Origin of the sequence: Streptomyces sp. NPDC088707, assembly GCF_044752725.1 — a bacterium.
Lineage (GTDB): Bacteria > Actinomycetota > Actinomycetes > Streptomycetales > Streptomycetaceae > Streptomyces.
On the sequence record NZ_JBIVLV010000005.1, the window covers coordinates 53,565 to 71,195 of the forward strand.

At 71.6% G+C, this 17,631-nt stretch carries 12 protein-coding genes; 9 read left to right on the plus strand and 3 right to left on the minus strand.

The features are described from left to right. Positions 1 to 327: 327 nt before the first annotated feature. Positions 328 to 3,315: a bifunctional [glutamine synthetase] adenylyltransferase/[glutamine synthetase]-adenylyl-L-tyrosine phosphorylase gene (locus ACIP84_RS16755; protein WP_401798405.1), complete on the plus strand. Its 2,988-nt coding sequence runs from the start codon at positions 328 to 330 to the stop codon at positions 3,313 to 3,315. A 39-nt stretch (positions 3,316 to 3,354) separates the two neighbouring features. Here the strand turns inward: ACIP84_RS16755 and ACIP84_RS16760 are convergent, their stop codons facing one another. Next, the gene (locus ACIP84_RS16760) at positions 3,355 to 3,966 is read right to left on the minus strand and encodes a TetR/AcrR family transcriptional regulator C-terminal domain-containing protein (protein ID WP_355964676.1); all 612 of its coding nucleotides are present in this window, start codon (positions 3,964 to 3,966) and stop codon (positions 3,355 to 3,357) included. A gap of 99 nt (positions 3,967 to 4,065) precedes the next feature. On the opposite strand from ACIP84_RS16760, the gene ACIP84_RS16765 reads away from it, so the two are divergent. Next, positions 4,066 to 5,694: an APC family permease gene (locus ACIP84_RS16765; RefSeq protein ID WP_401798406.1), complete on the plus strand. Its 1,629-nt coding sequence runs from the start codon at positions 4,066 to 4,068 to the stop codon at positions 5,692 to 5,694. After that, positions 5,601 to 7,172: an amidohydrolase gene (locus tag ACIP84_RS16770; RefSeq protein WP_355964678.1), complete on the plus strand. Its 1,572-nt coding sequence runs from the start codon at positions 5,601 to 5,603 to the stop codon at positions 7,170 to 7,172. Before ACIP84_RS16765 ends, ACIP84_RS16770 begins: the two co-directional genes overlap by 94 nt. Here ACIP84_RS16770 and ACIP84_RS16775 read toward each other — a convergent pair. Together ACIP84_RS16775 and ACIP84_RS16780 are read right to left on the minus strand one after the other, a co-directional pair. Beyond that, positions 7,156 to 8,127 (minus strand): phosphatase PAP2 family protein, encoded by a 972-nt coding sequence (locus ACIP84_RS16775; RefSeq protein ID WP_401798407.1) that lies wholly within the window; start codon positions 8,125 to 8,127, stop codon positions 7,156 to 7,158. The genes ACIP84_RS16770 and ACIP84_RS16775 overlap by 17 nt on opposite strands. Positions 8,128 to 8,352: 225 nt before the next feature. Continuing rightward, positions 8,353 to 9,381, minus strand: a complete 1,029-nt coding sequence (locus ACIP84_RS16780) for a LacI family DNA-binding transcriptional regulator (protein ID WP_355964680.1) — start codon at positions 9,379 to 9,381, stop codon at positions 8,353 to 8,355. Between the two features lie 359 nt (positions 9,382 to 9,740). Here ACIP84_RS16780 and ACIP84_RS16785 point away from each other — a divergent pair, with 359 nt between their 5' ends. The 6 genes from ACIP84_RS16785 to ACIP84_RS16810 all read left to right on the plus strand — a co-directional run bounded on the left by ACIP84_RS16785 (position 9,741) and on the right by ACIP84_RS16810 (position 17,561). Continuing rightward, the gene (locus ACIP84_RS16785; protein WP_355964681.1) at positions 9,741 to 11,015 is read left to right on the plus strand and encodes an extracellular solute-binding protein; all 1,275 of its coding nucleotides are present in this window, start codon (positions 9,741 to 9,743) and stop codon (positions 11,013 to 11,015) included. A 19-nt stretch (positions 11,016 to 11,034) separates the two neighbouring features. After that, positions 11,035 to 12,048 (plus strand): sugar ABC transporter permease, encoded by a 1,014-nt coding sequence (locus tag ACIP84_RS16790; protein WP_355964682.1) that lies wholly within the window; start codon positions 11,035 to 11,037, stop codon positions 12,046 to 12,048. Continuing rightward, complete coding sequence (locus tag ACIP84_RS16795; protein WP_401798807.1) at positions 12,042 to 12,917, plus strand: sugar ABC transporter permease; 876 nt, start codon at positions 12,042 to 12,044, stop codon at positions 12,915 to 12,917. The genes ACIP84_RS16790 and ACIP84_RS16795 overlap by 7 nt, the downstream gene beginning before the upstream one ends. A 62-nt stretch (positions 12,918 to 12,979) precedes the next feature. After that, the gene (locus tag ACIP84_RS16800) at positions 12,980 to 14,659 is read left to right on the plus strand and encodes a glycoside hydrolase family 13 protein (RefSeq protein ID WP_401798408.1); all 1,680 of its coding nucleotides are present in this window, start codon (positions 12,980 to 12,982) and stop codon (positions 14,657 to 14,659) included. After that, on the plus strand, positions 14,647 to 15,732 hold the full coding sequence (locus ACIP84_RS16805; RefSeq protein ID WP_355964685.1) for a LacI family DNA-binding transcriptional regulator: 1,086 nt from the start codon (positions 14,647 to 14,649) through the stop codon (positions 15,730 to 15,732). The genes ACIP84_RS16800 and ACIP84_RS16805 overlap by 13 nt, the downstream gene beginning before the upstream one ends. Before the next feature lie 122 nt (positions 15,733 to 15,854). Continuing rightward, positions 15,855 to 17,561: a carbohydrate-binding module family 20 domain-containing protein gene (locus tag ACIP84_RS16810; RefSeq protein ID WP_401798409.1), complete on the plus strand. Its 1,707-nt coding sequence runs from the start codon at positions 15,855 to 15,857 to the stop codon at positions 17,559 to 17,561. Positions 17,562 to 17,631: the final 70 nt, after the last annotated feature.

The following is a 17,631-nucleotide window of genomic DNA, read 5'->3' on the forward strand; positions in this document are numbered from 1 at the left end:
GCGTACGGGGTGGCTTCAGGGGTCGCCTGATCGGGTGCGGACGGGCGGGGTGGTCCCGCGCATGCGTCCGGGTCCGCGTCAGGGTCGCCTCGGCGGGTTCGGGCAGGCGGGAGTGGTCCGCCCCCAGCAAGACGGACTTTCAAGGAATACGGTTCATCGGACTCGAAAAGCCATCGATGTGCGGGACATCACGTGTGATCCGCTGCGAACCGAAGGCCTGAACGCCCCCGTCCCCCGCTGCGGATAGGCTCGATCCGCCCGGGTTCCGACCCGGGGGTGAGCCCTGGGGTCGACCCCGGGGCGGACCTGCTCGGAGGGAGCGGCGGAATGACGGTGCCGGGACGCAGGAGCAGCACGTTCTCACGTCTGCTGCGGCACGGATTCACCGACCCGTCGGGGGCGGAACGGCTCCTGGACGTGCCCGAGCTGTCCGCGCTGCGCGGCGACGACGTCCTCCTCGACGCCCTCGGCGCGACCGCCGACCCCGACCTCGCCCTGCGCGGTCTCGTCCGCCTCGTCGAGGCGCAGCCCGAGACCGAGCGGCAGACGTTCACGACCACCCTGCTCGCGGCCAAGCCGTTCCGGGACCGGCTCCTCGGGGTGCTCGGCGCCTCCGAGGCGCTCGCCGACCACCTGGCCCGGCACCCGCGCGACTCGGAGTCCCTCGTCACGTACGAGGCCGCCGACCTGCACCCGGGGGTCGCCGAGTTCGAGCGCGGTCTCGCGGAGGCCGCCGACGCGGTCTCGCTGCGGGTCGCCTACCGCAGGTGCCTGCTGGCCATAGCCGCCCGTGACGTGTGCGGCACCATCGACGTCGCCGAGACCGCCGCCGAGCTCGCGGACCTGGCGACGGCGACCCTGCGCGCCGCGCTCGCCATCGCCCGCACCGCCGCGCCCGCCGACGCCGCCATGTGCCGGCTCGCCGTGATCGCGATGGGCAAGTGCGGTGGTCACGAGCTGAACTACGTGTCCGACGTGGACGTGATCTTCGTGGCGGAGCCGGCCGACGGCGCGGACGAGGGCAAGGCCATGCAGGCCGCGACCCGGCTCGCCTCGCATCTGATGCGGATCTGCTCGGAGACCACCGTCGAGGGCACGATCTGGCCGGTCGACGCCAATCTGCGCCCCGAGGGCCGCAACGGTCCCCTCGTCCGTACGCTCTCCTCCCACCTCGCGTACTACCAGCGCTGGGCGAAGACCTGGGAGTTCCAGGCGCTGCTCAAGGCGCGCGCGGTGGCCGGCGACCCGGAGCTGGGCGCCCAGTACATCGACGCCGTCTCCCCGCTGGTCTGGCAGGCCGCCGAGCGCGAGAACTTCGTGCCCGACGTGCAGAAGATGCGCCGCCGGGTCGTCGACAACATCCCCGCCGCCCAGGTGGACCGCGAGCTCAAGCTCGGCCCCGGCGGCCTGCGCGACGTCGAGTTCGCCGTCCAGCTCCTCCAGCTCGTGCACGGCCGCAGCGACGCCGGACTGCACAGCGGCACCACCCTCGACGCGCTCGCCGCCCTCGCCGCCGGCGGCTACGTCGGCCGGGCCGACGCCGCCCAGCTCGACGAGGCCTACCGCTTCCTGCGGGCCATGGAGCACCGCATCCAGCTGTACCGGCTGCGCCGCACCCACCTCGTCCCCGAGGACGAGGCGGACCTGCGCCGTCTCGGCCGGTCGCTCGGACTGCGCACCGACCCGGTGGCCGATCTGAACAAGGAGTGGAAGCGGCACGCGGCCGTCGTCCGCCGCCTGCACGAGAAGCTCTTCTACCGGCCGCTGCTCGACGCCGTCGCCCAGCTCGCGCCCGGCGAGATCCGGCTCAGCCCGAAGGCCGCGGGACAGCGGCTCGAAGCGCTCGGGTACGCCGACCCCGCCGCCGCCCTGCGCCACCTGGAGGCCCTGGCCTCCGGGGTCAGCCGCAAGGCCGCGATCCAGCGGACGCTGCTCCCGGTGCTGCTCGGCTGGTTCGCGGACTCGGCCGACCCGGACGCCGGGCTGCTCGGCTTCCGCAAGGTCTCCGACGCCCTCGGCAAGACCCCCTGGTACCTGCGGCTGCTCCGTGACGAGGGCGCCGCCGCCGAGAACCTCGCCCGCGTCCTGTCCGCCGGACGCCTCGCCCCCGACCTGCTGCTGCGCGCCCCCGAGGCGGTCGCGCTGCTCGGCGACCCGGAGGGGCTGAAGCCGCGCGGCCGGGACCACCTGGAGCAGGAGGTCCTGGCCGCGGTGGGCCGCGCGTCCGACGCCGAGCAGGCCGTCGCGGCGGCCCGCGGGGTGCGCCGCAGGGAGCTGTTCCGGACCGCCGCGGCCGACCTCATCGGCTCGTACGGCACCGAGGACAGCCCCCGCGAGCCCGACCCGGGCGAGCTGGTCGACCGGGTGGGGGAGGCGGTCACCGACCTCAACGCGGCGACGATCGCGGGCGCCCTGCGGGCCGCCGTCCGCGCCGAGTGGGGCGACGAACTGCCCACCCGCTTCGCCGTCATCGGCATGGGCCGCTTCGGCGGTCACGAGCTGGGGTACGGCTCCGACGCCGACGTCCTGTTCGTGCACGAGCCGCGCGAGGGCGTCGACGAGCAGGACGCGGCCAGGGCCGCGAGCAAGGTGGTCGCCGAGATGCGACGGCTGCTCCAGCTCCCCACCGCCGACCCGCCGTTGCTGATCGACGCGGACCTCAGGCCGGAGGGCAAGAGCGGCCCCCTGGCCCGCACCCTGAAGTCGTACGCGGCCTACTACCGCCGCTGGTCTCTCGTCTGGGAGAGCCAGGCGCTGCTGCGCGCCGAACCCATCGCGGGCGACCGCGAGTTGGGGGACCGGTTCATCGAACTCGTCGACCCGCTGCGCTATCCGGCCGAGGGGCTCGGCGAGGACGCCGTCCGCGAGATCCGCCGCCTCAAGGCCCGGATGGAGTCCGAGCGGCTGCCGCGCGGCGCCGACCCGACCCTCCACGCCAAGCTGGGGCGCGGCGGCCTGAGCGACGTCGAGTGGACGGTCCAGCTGCTCCAGATGCAGCACGGCTGGGTGGAACCGGGGCTGCGGACGACCCGTACCCGCGACGCGCTCCGGGCGGCCCACGCGGCCGGCCTCATCCCCACGGAGGAGGCGCAGACCCTGGACGAGGCATGGGTCCTCGCCACCCGCGTCCGCAACGCGGTGATGCTGGTCCGCGGCCGGCCCGGCGACACCTTCCCCTCGGACCCGCGCGAACTCGCGGCGGTGGGACGGTACCTGGGCTACGAGGCCGGGCATGTCGGCGAGATGGTCGACGACTACCGGCGGATCACCCGGCGGGCCCGCGCCGTCGTCGAGGAGCTGTTCTACGGGGCGTAGGCCCGCTGGGGCGGCGGCGCGGGCAGGCCGTCGCCGCGCCTACGCCCCGTCCGGCATGCCCCGGATGTGCGTCAGATAGCCGGCCAGGGCCAGTTCGAAGGAGGTGTCGGTGCGGCCGCCCTCGGGGAAGGCGGCGAGCGCCCGCGCGAGCCGCGGGGTCGCCGTGTCGTCGGCCAGCTCCCACATCGCCTCCGGGGCCGCCATGTCGAGGGCGGAGCCCAGGACCAGGTTCTCCAGGGCGATGATCACCGGCATCACGTCCGGGAGGGCGAAGCCCGCGTCGAGGAGGAGGGCGACCGCCTTCTCGTACTGCTCCAGGACCCGCGGGGCGCGCACCGGCGACGTGGTGAGCAGCGGGATCGCCTTCGGGTGGGCGGCGAAGGCGGCCCGGTAGGAGCGCGCCCAGGCGGCGACGGCCGCGTCCCACGGCCGTCCGTCGAGGGTTCCGCCGTCGATGGCGGCGCAGATCCGCTCCCGCAGCAGCTCCACGATGCCGTCCCTGCCGTCCACATGGTGGTACACGGAGGCCGTCTGCACACCGAGTCGCCTGGCGATCTGGGGGACGCTGAAGTCGCCCTGCTCGTCGACGAGTTCGAGTGCCGTGGTGGTGATGCGCACCCGGTCGAGCAGGGGCTTGTGCGGCCGGCCCATGGACGTTCTCCCGCTGTTCAGGTCTTCCCGAATCGTTGGGCACGAGGCTACATTGCGCCAACCGAAAGCCTTTAGGTTTACGAGAAGGGCTTCTCCCGCATGTCCTCCAGCACCTCCGACAAGCCGCCAGGCCTGCGCACAGGCACCCTCGGCACCGCCGACATCTCCTTCTTCGTCGTCTCCGCCGCCGCCCCGCTCACCGTGATGGCCGGCGTCGCCCCCATCGCCCTCGTCCTCGGCGGCATCGGAGCCCCGGCCGGCTACCTCCTCGCCGGCATCACCCTGGCGATCTTCGCCGTCGGCTTCACCACCATGAGCCGCCACGTCCGCAGCGGCGGAGCCTTCTACGCGTACATCGCCCAGGGGCTCGGCAAACCGCTCGGCATCGCCGCCGCCCTGGTCGCCATGGTCGGCTACAACGGCATGGAGATCGGCGTCTACGGACTCCTCGGCTCCGCCACCTCCGACACGGCGGGCGCCCTGGGGGGCACCGACCTGCCCTGGCTCCCGATCGCCCTCGCCGGCCTGCTGGTCATCTGGTACGGCGGCTACCGCTCCATCGACTTCGGCGCCAAGGTCCTCGGCCTCCTGCTCGTCGCCGAGACCGGCATACTCGTCCTCCTCGCCGGCGGCGTCCTCCTCAAGGGCGGCGCGAACGGGCTCTCCCTCGCCTCCTTCGCCCCGGGCAACGTCCTCGTCCCCGGCACCGCGGCCGTCCTGGCCTTCGCCTTCTCGGCCTTCACCGGCTTCGAGTCCACCGTCATCTACCGCCGCGAGGCCCGCGACCCGGCCCGCACCATCCCCCGCGCCACCTACATCGCGGTCGGGTTCCTCGGCCTGTTCTACGCCTTCGTCGTCTGGACCGTGATCCAGGCCTTCGGCGACGACAAGGTCGTCGCGGCCGCCGCCGGCGACACCGGCGGACTCTTCTTCGCCGCCATCACCACCTACGTCGGCCCCTGGGCCGCCGACCTGATGCACGTGTTCATCGTGACCAGCATCATCGCCTCGCTGCTCGCCTTCCACAACGCGATCAACCGCTACGCCCTCGCCCTCGCCGAGGAGGGCGTCCTGCCCGCCGCCCTCGGCCGGATCCACCCCCGCCACCGCTCCCCGTACGTCGCGGGCCTCGCCCAGACCGTGCTCGGCGCGGCTGTCGTCCTCGGCTTCGCGGCCGCCGGCGCCGACCCGTACACCCAGCTGCTGCTCTGGGTGAACACCCCCGGAATGCTCGGGCTCATGGCGCTGATGCTGCTCGCCGCCCTCGCCGTCGTCCGCTACTTCCGGCGCGTCCCGCACCAGGAGGGAGCCCTGCGCACCCTCGTCGCCCCCGGCACCGCGGCCGTCCTGCTCGCCGTGGCGATCTGGCTGGTCGCCTCCAAGGTCGCGCTCTTCACCGGCGCCTCCCCGACCGTCAACGCGGTCCTCGTCGCCGTCGTCCCCGCCGTCCTCGTCCTCGGGCTCCTCCTCGCGTACCGGCTGCGCCGCACGCGCCCCGAGGTCTACGCCCACTTCGCCGAAGAACCACCCGCCGACCCGCCCGGCGCCTCGAACGCCCACCCGAACCCCGCCCCGCCCGGCGCCTCGAACGCCCACCCGAACCCCGCCCCGCCCGCCGAAGGAGCCGACCCCTCGTGTCCGCAGCCCCCGACCTCCTCCTCGTCGACGCCCGCGTCCGTACCCCCGAGCCGAGCGGCCACACCACGGTCGCCGTCCGCGACGGACTGATCACCGCCCTCGGCGACGCCGCCGACGCACGTGCCTGGCGCGGCCCCGGCACCGAGGTCGTCGACCTGGCCGGCGCCACCCTCACCCCCGGCCTCACCGACGCCCACAGCCACCCCGTCTGGGGTCTGGAGATGTTCACCGGCACCGACCTGTCCGGCGTCAGCGACCTCGAAGGACTGCGGGCCGTCCTCCGGGACGCCGAGCGCCGCGACGGCTGGATCATCGGCTTCGGCCTCGACCACAACGTCTTCGGCGGCCGACCCGTCCACCGCGACCTGATCGAGGACGTCCTCGGCGGTGCCCCCGCCTACCTCCGCCTCTACGACGGACACTCGGCCCTGGCCGGCGCGGCCGCACTCAAGGCCGCCGGCATCGACGGACCCCGCGCCTTCGCCCAGCTCTCCGAGATCGTCTGCGACACCGACGGACGCCCCACCGGGCATCTGGTCGAGCACGCGGCCATGGACCTGATGACCCCGGTCCTGCCGGCCCAACCGTACGCCGAGCGCCGGGACCGGCTCGTCGACCTGCTCACCGGCATGGCCGCCACCGGACTCACCTCCGCCCACGTCATGGACCTCGGCGGACCCGACGTACCCGGCCTCCTGACCGCCCTGGAGGAGGACGGCGAGCTGCCGCTGCGCCTCCGTCTCGCGCCCTGGTGCATGCCGGGCGTCGGCGAGGAGGAGCTGGACGAGTTCGTACGGCTCCAGGGGCGGGCCGGGCGCATGTGGGCGATCGGCGGCGTGAAGTTCTTCATGGACGGCACCGTCGAGGGCGGTACCGCCTGGCTGGAACACGCCGACTGCCACGGCCGGGGCACCGACGCCTTCTGGCCCGATCCGGCCGCGTACTCCGCGGCCGTGCGCCGTCTCCACCGTGCGGGCGTCGGCACCGCCACCCACGCCATCGGCGACGCCGCCGTACGGCACGTCCTCGACACCGTGGAAGCCCTGGGCACGGGCGGCCCCCGCCATCGCATCGAGCACATCGAGACGGTCCCCGACGACCAGCTGGGGCGGTTCGCCGCGCTCGGTGTCGTCGCCTCGATGCAGCCCCCGCACACCGCGTACACCCGCGCCGACCACACCGACGAATGGTCCAGGCGGCTCGGCGAGGAGCGGGCGGCCCGCGCCTGGCGCTGCCGTGACCTGCGGGACGCCGGGGCGCACCTCGCGCTCGGCTCGGACTGGCCCATCGCGCACTACGACGCCCGGCAGGTCCTCGCCACGGCGCGGGCCCCGCGCGGCGCGGCCTCGGCCCGGCACGGGCTCACGGGTCTGATGGCCCTGGAGGGCATGACCACGCACGCGGCGGTCGCGGCGGGGGAGGAACGGATCGCGGGCCGGATCGCCCCGGGCCACCGGGCCGACCTCACCGCCTTCGCGGTGGACCCGGTGGAGGCGCCGGCGGACGAGACGGAGAACGCCCCGATCCGCCTCACCGTCGCCGGCGGCCGGATCACCTGCCGGAGCTGACCGAGCGCTCCGTACCGGCCTTCTCGGCCACGTCCGTCCCGCCGGCCGCCCCGGTCGACGCGACGGCGTCGGCCTTCGCGTCCTCGCGGTCCGCCTCCTCCTCCGGAGGCGGGCCGCCGCGCGTCACCGCGCCCGGCATCGGTTCGACCAGCTTGGGCAGGCGGTGCGGTCGGGAGCCGTACCAGAAGTAGGAGACGGCGAAGCCGAAGGCGAGGCAGATCATGCCGCCGACCGCGTCCAGCCAGAAGTGGTTGGCGGTGGCGACGATGACGACGAGGGTCGCCGCCGGGTAGAGCAGGCCCAGGATCCTCGCCCAGGGCGCCTTGGCCAGGAGGAAGATCGTCAGACCGCACCAGAGGGACCAGCCGATGTGCATCGACGGCATCGCCGCGTACTGGTTGGACACGTGCTTGAGGTTGCCCGAGGCCATCGAGCCCCAGGTCTCGTGGACGAGGACCGTGTCGATGAAGTTCTGGCCGGTCATGAGCCGCGGGGGCGCGAGCGGATACAGGTAGTAACCGACCAGTGCCACACCGGTGGTGGCGAACAGCACGGTGCGGAACGCCCCGTAACGGCCCGGGTGCCATCGGTACAGCCACACGAGCACACCGATGGTGACGATGAAGTGCAGCGTCGCGTAGTAGTAGTTCATCGACACGATCAGCCATGTCACCGAGTTCACGGCATGGTTGACGGCGTGCTCGAAGGCGAGGCCGAGGGACTGCTCGGTCTCCCAGATCCAGTCGGCGTTCTTGAAGGCCTGGGCCTTCTGCTCCGGCACCGCGTTGCGGATGAGCGAGTACGTCCAGTAGCTCACCGCGATCAGCGCGATCTCGAACCAGATCGTGGGGCGCCGCGGCGCGCGCGCACGGAGGCGCGCGAACCTGCCGTCGGCCACGGTGGGTGACGACGGGGTCGTCCGGTTGTCCAAACTCTTCACGGTCGTTTCACCCATAGGGAGAGAGTCTGCCAGATCCCTTCCCCCCGACCGATCATCCCTCCGACGGGTTCGGGGCGCACCCGGTCCACCTCGGGAATGAGGTCGTACGGAGGGTGCCTCAAGGGTCGGAAACAGGTACAGGGACAGGTCAGGGACAAGGTCAGGGGCAGGGCAAGTCAGGACAGGGCAGGGCAGGGCCGGGTCGGGCGGTGGGGCGGGAGCGGGTTCGGCGCGCGGCCGTCAGCCGCGTACGGCGGGCGGGGCCGAGGCCGTCGACCCGCGGACGACCAGCTCGGGCATGAAGACGAACTCGGAGTGCGGGGCGGGAGTGCCCCCGACCTCCTCGAGCAGCGCGCGGACCGCGGCCTGTCCCATCGCCTGCACGGGCTGCCGAATGGTGGTCAGCGGCGGATCGGTGAACGCTATGAGGGGAGAGTCGTCGAAACCGACGACGGAGACGTCCCTGGGGACGTCGAGCCCCTGCTGCCGTGCGGCCCGGATCGCGCCGAGCGCCATCATGTCGCTCGCGCACACGACCGCGGTGCAGCCGCGGGAGATCAGCGCCCCGGCCGCGGCCTGGCCGCCCTCCAGGGTGTAGAGGGAGTGCTGGATCAGCGCCTCGGACTCCTCGGAGCCGAGGCCGAGCCGCTCCTGCATGCCCTGCTGGAAGCCCTCTATCTTGCGGAGCACCGGCACGAACCGCTTCGGTCCGACGGCGAGCCCGATCCTGGTGTGACCGAGCGCGGCCAGGTGCGTCACCGCGAGCCGCATCGCGGCCCGGTCGTCGGGGGAGACGAAGGGCGCCTGCACCTTGGGGGAGAAGCCGTTGAGGAGGACGTACGGGACGCCCTTGCCGCGCAGTTGGTCGTAGCGCGTCATGTCGGCGGTGGTGTCGGCGTGGAGCCCGGAGACGAAGATGATGCCGGCGACGCCCCGCTCGACCAGCATGTCGGTGAGCTCGTCCTCGGTGGACCCGCCGGGGGTCTGGGTGGCGAGCACCGGGGTGTATCCCTGCCGGGTCAGGGCCTGCCCGATGACCTGCGCGAGCGCGGGGAAGATCGGGTTGTCCAGCTCGGGGGTGATGAGGCCGACGAGGCCCGCGCTGCGCTGGCGCAGTCGTACGGGCCGCTCGTAGCCGAGCACGTCGAGCGCGGCAAGGACGGATTCACGGGTGGCCCCGGCCACACCGGGCTTGCCGTTGAGCACGCGGCTGACTGTGGCCTCACTGACCCCCGCCTGGGCTGCGATGTCGGAGAGCCGCGCGGTCATGAGGATGGACTGTACCGGTCACGGGGCGTATTGCCCACCGCACGGGTGAGGTGCGGGTGATGCAAGCCACTCCGCAAGGTCTTGCAGGATTTGCGGGGCGTGCGTGGTGCGTTCAGGGCGTGCGCGCGGGGCCGTACGGCGCGTGAGGGGCGTGTGTCAGCTGCTGTCAAGCGATTCAACGGCAACCTTCGGGACACGTGGATGTAACGATCCCCGGTCCTTGCAGAAAGTTCCCGCAAGCTCTTTCGGCTCGTTTTCATCCCTGTTACGTTCCTGGCAACCCGGAGCGCCGCGAGGGAGCGGTCGCATGAGGAAGGTTCCAGCCCCTCGTCCCCCCGGGATCAGTTGAAGGAGTTCACATGCGGCGTGGCATAGCGGCCACCGCGCTGGTCGCGGCCCTGGGCGTGACCCTGGCGGCGTGCGGGAGTGACAGCGGTTCGGACGGCGGCTCGAAGAGCTCGGGCGAGCTCTCCGGCACCGTGACCTGGTGGGACACCTCCACGGTCGGCTCCGAGGACAAGGTCTTCAAGAAGGTCGCCGAGGACTTCAAGAAGAAGCACCCGAAGGTCACCGTCAAGTACGTGAACGTGCCGTTCGGTGAGGCGCAGAACAAGTTCAAGAACGCCGCGCAGTCCGGCTCCGGTGCCCCCGACGTCATCCGCTCCGAGGTCGCCTGGACCCCCGAGTTCGCCGACCTCGGCTACCTGGCCCCGCTCGACGGCACCCCGGCCCTCAAGGACGCGGACGACTTCCTGGAGCAGGCCGCGGCCTCCACCAAGTACAACGGCAAGACCTACGCCGTCCCGCAGGTCATCGACTCCATGGGCATCTTCTACAACAAGAAGATCTTCAAGGAGGCCGGCGTCGAGGTCCCCAAGACCATCGACGAGCTCAAGACCGTCTCCGCCAAGATCAAGAAGAAGACGGGCAACCCCGGCCTCTACCTGCGCGGCGACGACGCCTACTGGTTCCTCTCCTTCCTCTACGGCGAGGGCGGCGACCTCGTCGACGCCGAGAACAAGAAGATCACCGTCGACAACGCGGCCGGTGTGAAGGGCTTCAAGGTCGTCAAGGACCTGGTGGACTCCGGTGCCGCCAAGACCGACGCCACCGACGGCTGGAACAACATGCAGACCGCCTTCAAGGAAGGCAAGGTCGCCATGATGATCAACGGCCCGTGGGCCGTCGCCGACACCTACGCCGGCAAGGAGTTCACCGACAAGGCGAACCTGGGCATCGCCCCGGTCCCCGCCGGCTCGGCCGGCCAGGGCGCCCCGCAGGGCGGTCACAACCTCGCCGTCTACGCGGGCTCCAAGAACCTCGACGCGTCCTACGCCTTCGCCGAGTACATGACCTCGGTCGAGACCCAGGCGACGGTCGCCAAGGAGCTCAGCCTGCTTCCGACCCGTGAGTCCGTCTTCATCAAGCCGGACGTCGCGACCAACGAGATGATCGGCTTCTTCAAGCCGGTCGTCGACAAGGCCGTCGAGCGCCCCTGGATCCCGGAGACCGGCAGCCTCTTCGCGCCGCTCGTCACCGAGTACACCAAGGTCCTCACCGGCCAGACCACCCCGGACGCGGGAGCGAAGGCGACGGGCGACGCCTACCGCAAGCTCCTGAAGGACTGGAAGTAACAGGAAGGCAGGCCGGCTGATGGCTGTGGACACCCCCAGCCAGTCGGTGGCGAAGGCCGCGGGCGACTCTGTCGCCCGCGGCCGGAGCCGCGGAACTGGCAAGCGCAGGAGCGTCAGGAAGCGCTCCCTCGCCACCCACTGGTACGCCTGGGCGATGATCGCCCCGGTGACGATCGTGATCGCGGTGATCATCGGCTATCCGCTGGTCCGCGGCGTCTACCTGTCGCTGACCGACGCCAATGAGCGGAACGTCGCGCGGTCGATCGGCGTCAACGAGATCCCGGCCACCTACGAGTTCGTCGGCCTGGACAACTACGCCGACGCGCTCACCGGCGGCCAGTTCCTCTCCACCCTGGGCTGGACGCTGCTGTGGACGGTGTCCTGCGTCTCGGTCACCTTCGCGCTCGGCCTCACCCTCGCCAACGTCCTCAACCGCAGGATCGCCGGCCGCTCCTTCTACCGGCTGCTGCTGATCCTGCCCTGGGCCGTCCCCGGCTTCGTCTCCGTCTTCGCCTGGCGCTTCCTCTACAACCAGGACAACGGTCTCCTCAACAAGATCCTCGCCGGCGGCGGCATCGACGCCGTGCCGTGGCTGAACGACCCCACCTGGGCCAAGTTCTCGGTCATCCTCGTCAACGTCTGGCTCGGCGTGCCGTTCATGATGGTCGCCCTCCTCGGCGGGCTCCAGTCCATCCCCGGCGAGCTGTACGAGGCCGCGGAGATGGACGGCGCCAACGCCTGGCAGCGCTTCCGGCACATCACCATGCCCGGCCTGAGCTCGGTGTCGACGACGGTGGTCCTGCTCTCCACCATCTGGACCTTCAACATGTTCCCGGTGATCTTCCTGCTCACCCGGGGCGGACCCGGCGAGGCCACCCAGATCCTCGTCACCCAGGCGTACAAGTTCTCCTTCGAGGTCAGCCCGCGCGACTTCGCCCAGTCCTCCACCTGGGGCGTGCTCATCCTCGTCCTCCTGATGCTCTTCGCCGCGGTCTACCGGCGAGTCCTCCGCAAGCAGGGAGAAGTCTGGTGACGACCACGACCCCCACCCCCCAGGCCGTCGTGAACACGCCGCTCCGCGGCCGCCGTTCTCCGCTCGCCTCGGTCGCGCTGCACGTCACCCTGATCACGGCGTCCGTGATCGCCGTCTTCCCCGTGCTGTGGGTCCTGCTGACCTCGCTCAAGCCGGCCAAGTACGCGATCACCACGGACTTCTTCAAGGAGACGACGCTCGAGAACTACACGAACCTGCTGAACGACACCCCGTTCCTCACCTGGTTCGGCAACTCGCTGCTCGTCGCCGGTCTCACCACCGTCATCGGCGTCTTCATCTCCGCCACCACGGGCTACGCCGTCAGCCGCTTCCGCTTCCCCGGCAAGCGCGGCCTGATGTGGACGCTGCTCATCACCCAGATGTTCCCGGTCGCCGTCCTGATCGTGCCGATCTACAACATCATGGCGTCGATGGGCCTGCTCAACCAGCCGGTCGGCCTGGTCATCACGTACCTGACCATCGCCGTCCCGTTCTGCGCGTGGATGATGAAGGGCTTCTTCGACACCATCCCGCGCGAGATCGACGAGTCCGGCTACGTCGACGGCCTCACGCCCTTCGGCACCTTCTGGCGGCTGATCCTGCCGCTCGCCAAGCCGGGCATCGCGGTCACCGCGTTCTACTCGTTCATCACCGCCTGGGGCGAGGTCGCCTACGCCTCCGCCTTCATGGTCGGCGACGAGAACCTCACGCTCGCCGGCGGACTCCAGAAGTTCGTCAACCAGTACGGCGCCCAGTGGGGCCCGATGGCCGCGGCCTCCGTGCTCATCGCCATCCCCGCGGCCCTGGTGTTCCTCTTCGCCCAGCGCCACCTCGTCACCGGCATGTCCGCCGGTGCCGTCAAGGGCTGACGGCCCTGAGCCCGCCCTCTGTACGCACCTCTGTACGCACCTCCTTACCTCCCAGGGAAGACATGACCCAGCATCTCGCCACCCCGGCCGACGCCCCGACCACCGGCACGCACACGGGCTGGTGGAGAGACGCGGTGATCTACCAGGTCTACCCGCGCAGCTTCGCCGACGGCAACGGCGACGGCATGGGCGACCTGGAGGGAATCCGCAGCCGGCTGCCGTACCTCAAGGAACTCGGCGTCGACGCCGTCTGGCTCTCCCCGTTCTACGCCTCGCCGCAGGCCGACGCCGGCTACGACGTCGCCGACTACCGGGCCATCGACCCCATGTTCGGCTCGCTCCTCGACGCCGACGCCGTGATCCGCGACGCCCACGCCCTGGGCCTGCGCATCATCGTCGACCTGGTCCCCAACCACTCATCCGACCAGCACGAGTGGTTCCAGCGCGCGCTGCGCGAGGGCCCCGGATCGGTCCTGCGCGAGCGCTACCACTTCCGCCCTGGCAAGGGCGAGAGCGGCGAACTGCCCCCCAACGACTGGGAGTCCATCTTCGGCGGCCCGGCCTGGACCCGCACGGAGAACCCGGACGGCACCCCCGGCGACTGGTACCTCCACCTCTTCGCCCCGGAGCAGCCCGACTTCAACTGGGAGCACCCCGCCGTCCGCGACGAGTTCCGGTCGATCCTGCGCTTCTGGCTCGACATGGGCGTCGACGGCTTCCGCGTCGACGTCGCCCACGGCCTCGTCAAGGCCGAGGGCCTGCCCGACCTCGGCGCCCACGACCAGCTGAAGCTGCTCGGCAACGACGTGATGCCCTTCTTCGACCAGGACGGCGTCCACGAGATCTACCGCTCCTGGCGGAAGGTGCTCTCGGAGTACGACGGCGAGCGCGTCCTCGTCGCCGAGGCCTGGACCCCGACCGTCGCGCGCACCGCGAACTACGTGCGCCCCGACGAGATGCACCAGGCCTTCAACTTCCAGTACCTCGGCACCCACTGGGACGCGGCCGAGCTGCGCCGCGTCATCGACGAGTCGCTGGAGGCGATGCGCCCGGTGGGCGCGCCCACCACCTGGGTGCTCTCCAACCACGACGTCACCCGGCACGCCACCCGCTTCGCCAACCCGGCGGGCCTCGGCACCCAGCTCCGCGAGCCCGGCGACCGCGAACTCGGCCTGCGCCGGGCCCGCGCCGCCACCCTGCTGATGCTGGCGCTGCCCGGCTCGGCGTACGTCTACCAGGGCGAGGAGCTCGGCCTGCCCGACGTCACCGACCTGCCCGACGAGGTCCGCCAGGACCCGTCGTTCTGGCGGGCGTCCGGCCAGGACGGCTTCCGCGACGGCTGCCGGGTCCCGATCCCGTGGACCGTCGAGGGCGGCTCGTACGGCTTCGGCGCCGGCGGCTCCTGGCTGCCGCAGCCCACCACCTGGGGCGGCCTGAGCGTCGAGGCGCAGACCGGCGACCCCGGCTCCACCCTGGAGCTGTACCGCAGCGCCCTCGCCGTGCGGCGGGCGCAGCCCGGACTCGGTGCGGGCGAGGCCGTCGAGTGGCTGGAGGCACCCGAGGGTGTGCTCTCCTTCCGCCGCGACGGCTTCGCCTGCATCGCCAACACCACCGGCCGGGCCATCTCCGTCCCGCTGCCCGGCCGGTTCCTTCTCTCCAACGAGGAGATCGAGATCGTCGCCGCCGACGGCCAGGACACCGCGGTCCTGCCCGCCGACACGACCGCCTGGTGGGCGGTGTGACGATCCCCCTGCCGCGGGGCGCCGGGAACGGCGCCCCGCGGCTCGCGGACATCGCGGCCCAGTCCGGGGTCAGCGAGGCCACCGTCAGCCGCGTCCTCAACGGCAAGGCGGGGGTGGCCGGCGCGACCCGGCACAAGGTGCTCGCGGCGCTCGACGTGCTCGGCTACGAGCGTCCCGTACGGCTGAAACGGCGCAGCGCCGGCCTTGTCGGGCTCGTCGTGCCCGAGCTGACCAACCCGATCTTCCCGGCCTTCGCGCAGGTCGTCGAGCAGGTCCTGGCCGGGCACGGCTACACCCCGGTGCTCTGCACCCAGATGCCCGGCGGCGCCACCGAGGACGAGCTCGTCGAGCAGCTCGTGGAGCGCGGGGTGGCCGGCATCGTCTTCCTCTCCGGGCTGCACGCCGACGCCTCCGCCGACCCGGCCCGCTACGCCCGGCTGACCGCCCGGGGCGTGCCGTACGTCCTCATCAACGGCTACAACGAGCACATCGACGCCAACTTCGTCTCCCCGGACGACCGGGCCGCGGCGCGGATGGCCGTGCGGCACCTGGTCGAGCTGGGGCACGAGCGCATCGGCCTGGCCATCGGCCCCACTCGTTACGTGCCCTCGCGCCGCAAGGCCGAGGGCTTCACCGCCGAGCTGTACGAGCTCCTCGGCGTCGAACGCGCCGACGCGGAGCGGTTCATCAGACCCACGCTCTTCGGTGTCGAGGGCGGGCACGCGGCCGCCGACATCCTGCTCCGCGAGGGCTGCACCGGCATCGTCTGCGGTTCCGACCTGATGGCGCTCGGCGTGATCCGAGCCGTCCGCGCCCGGGGCCTTGACGTGCCCGGGGACGTCTCCGTCGTCGGCTTCGACGACTCGCCGCTGATCGCCTTCACCAGCCCCCCGCTGTCCACCGTGCGCCAGCCCGTCCAGGCCATGGCGACGGCGGCCGTCGGCGCGCTCCTGGAGGAGATCGAGGGCAACCCCGTGCAGCGCACGGAGTTCGTCTTCCAGCCGGAGCTGGTGGTCCGCGGCTCGACGGCGCAGCCGCCCGCGCGCGCCGCGCTGCCGCAAGTCCTTACGTAACAACTTGCGTTGCGCTGTCCGGAGGGTTGACCGGGCGTCGGGGCACTCGTACGGTCACGGCTGAAAACAGTTGCTGAAGCTTTCGGCAACTTCTTGCGACAGTGAAGTCAGCAGGAGGAATCATGGCCAGCAGAACCGTGGCCGCTGCACTCGCCTTCGTGGCGGGAGCTGCCGCTGTGGCCGTCACGGGAAACGCCCCGGCGCAAGCCGCCCCGCCCGGCGAGAAGGACGTCACCGCGGTGATGTTCGAGTGGAACTTCGCCTCGGTGGCCCGGGAGTGCACCGCCCGCCTCGGCCCCGCCGGATACGGATACGTCCAGGTCTCCCCGCCCCAGGAACACCTCCAGGGCGGCCAGTGGTGGACCTCGTACCAGCCCGTCAGTTACAAGATCGCCGGACGGCTCGGCGACCGCACCGCCTTCAAGAACATGATCGACACCTGCCACGCGGCCGGCGTCAAGGTCGTCGCCGACTCCGTCATCAACCACATGGCGAACGGCTCCGGTACGGGAACGGGCGGGACCCCGTTCTCCAAGTACGACTACCCGGGCCTCTACTCCGGCGCCGACATGGACGACTGCCGCGCGACGATCTCCAACTACCAGGACCGGGGCAACGTCCAGAACTGCGAACTGGTCCAGCTCCCCGACCTCGACACCGGCGAGGACCACGTCCGCGGGAAGATAGCCGGCTACCTCAACGACCTGCTCTCCCTCGGCGTCGACGGCTTCCGCATCGACGCCGCCAAGCACATGCCGGCCGCCGACCTCGCCGACATCAAGTCGCGGCTCACCAAGCCCGGCGTGTACTGGAAGCTGGAGGCCATCCACGGCGCCGGCGAGGCCGTCTCACCGAGCGAGTACCTCGGCAGCGGAGACGTCCAGGAGTTCCGCTACGCCCGCGACCTCAAGCGCGTCCTGCAGAACGAGAAGCTCGCCTACCTCAAGAACTTCGGCGAGGCCTGGGGCTACATGCCCTCCGGCCAGTCCGGCGTCTTCGTCGACAACCACGACACCGAGCGCGGCGGCGACACCCTCTCCTACAAGGACGGCGCGAACTACACCCTCGCCTCCGTCTTCGCGCTCGCCTGGCCCTACGGCTCCCCGGACGTCCACTCCGGCTACGAGTGGACCGACAAGGACGCGGGACCGCCCAACGGCGGCCAGGTCAACGCCTGTCACACCGACGGCTGGAAGTGCCAGCACGCCTGGCGCGAGATCTCCTCCATGGTCGCCTTCCGCAACACCGCACGCGGCCAGGCCGTCACCGGCTGGTGGGACAACGGCAACAACGCGATCGCGTTCGGCCGCGGCACCAAGGCGTACGTGGCCATCAACCACGAGACCTCGGCGCTCACCCGCACCTTCCAGACCTCGCTGCCCGCCGGCACCTACTGCGACGTCCAGTCGAACACGCCCGTGACGGTGAACGGATCCGGCCAGTTCACGGCCACCCTCGGCGCCAACACCGCCCTGGCCCTGCACGTGAACGCGACGAACTGCGGCTCCGGCACGGCCCCGACGACCCCGCCCGCCACCTCGGGCGCGGCCTTCCACGTCACCGCCACCACCGTGCCCGGCCAGGACGTCTACGTCACCGGCAACCGCGCCGAACTCGGCAACTGGTCCCCGGCCGCCGCCCTCAAGCTCGACCCGGCCACGTACCCCGTCTGGAAGCTCACCGTCGGCCTGCCCGCCGGAACGGCCTTCGAGTACAAGTACCTCCGCAAGGACGCCGCCGGGAACGTCACCTGGGAGTCCGGCGCCAACCGCACCGCGACCGTCCCCGCCTCCGGCCAGGTCGTCGTGAACGACACCTTCCGCGGCTGACCTCCCCACCCCTCCAGGGCCGCCCCGCACCGGGGCGGTCCTCCCACCCGTACCCGTACACCCGTCCCTC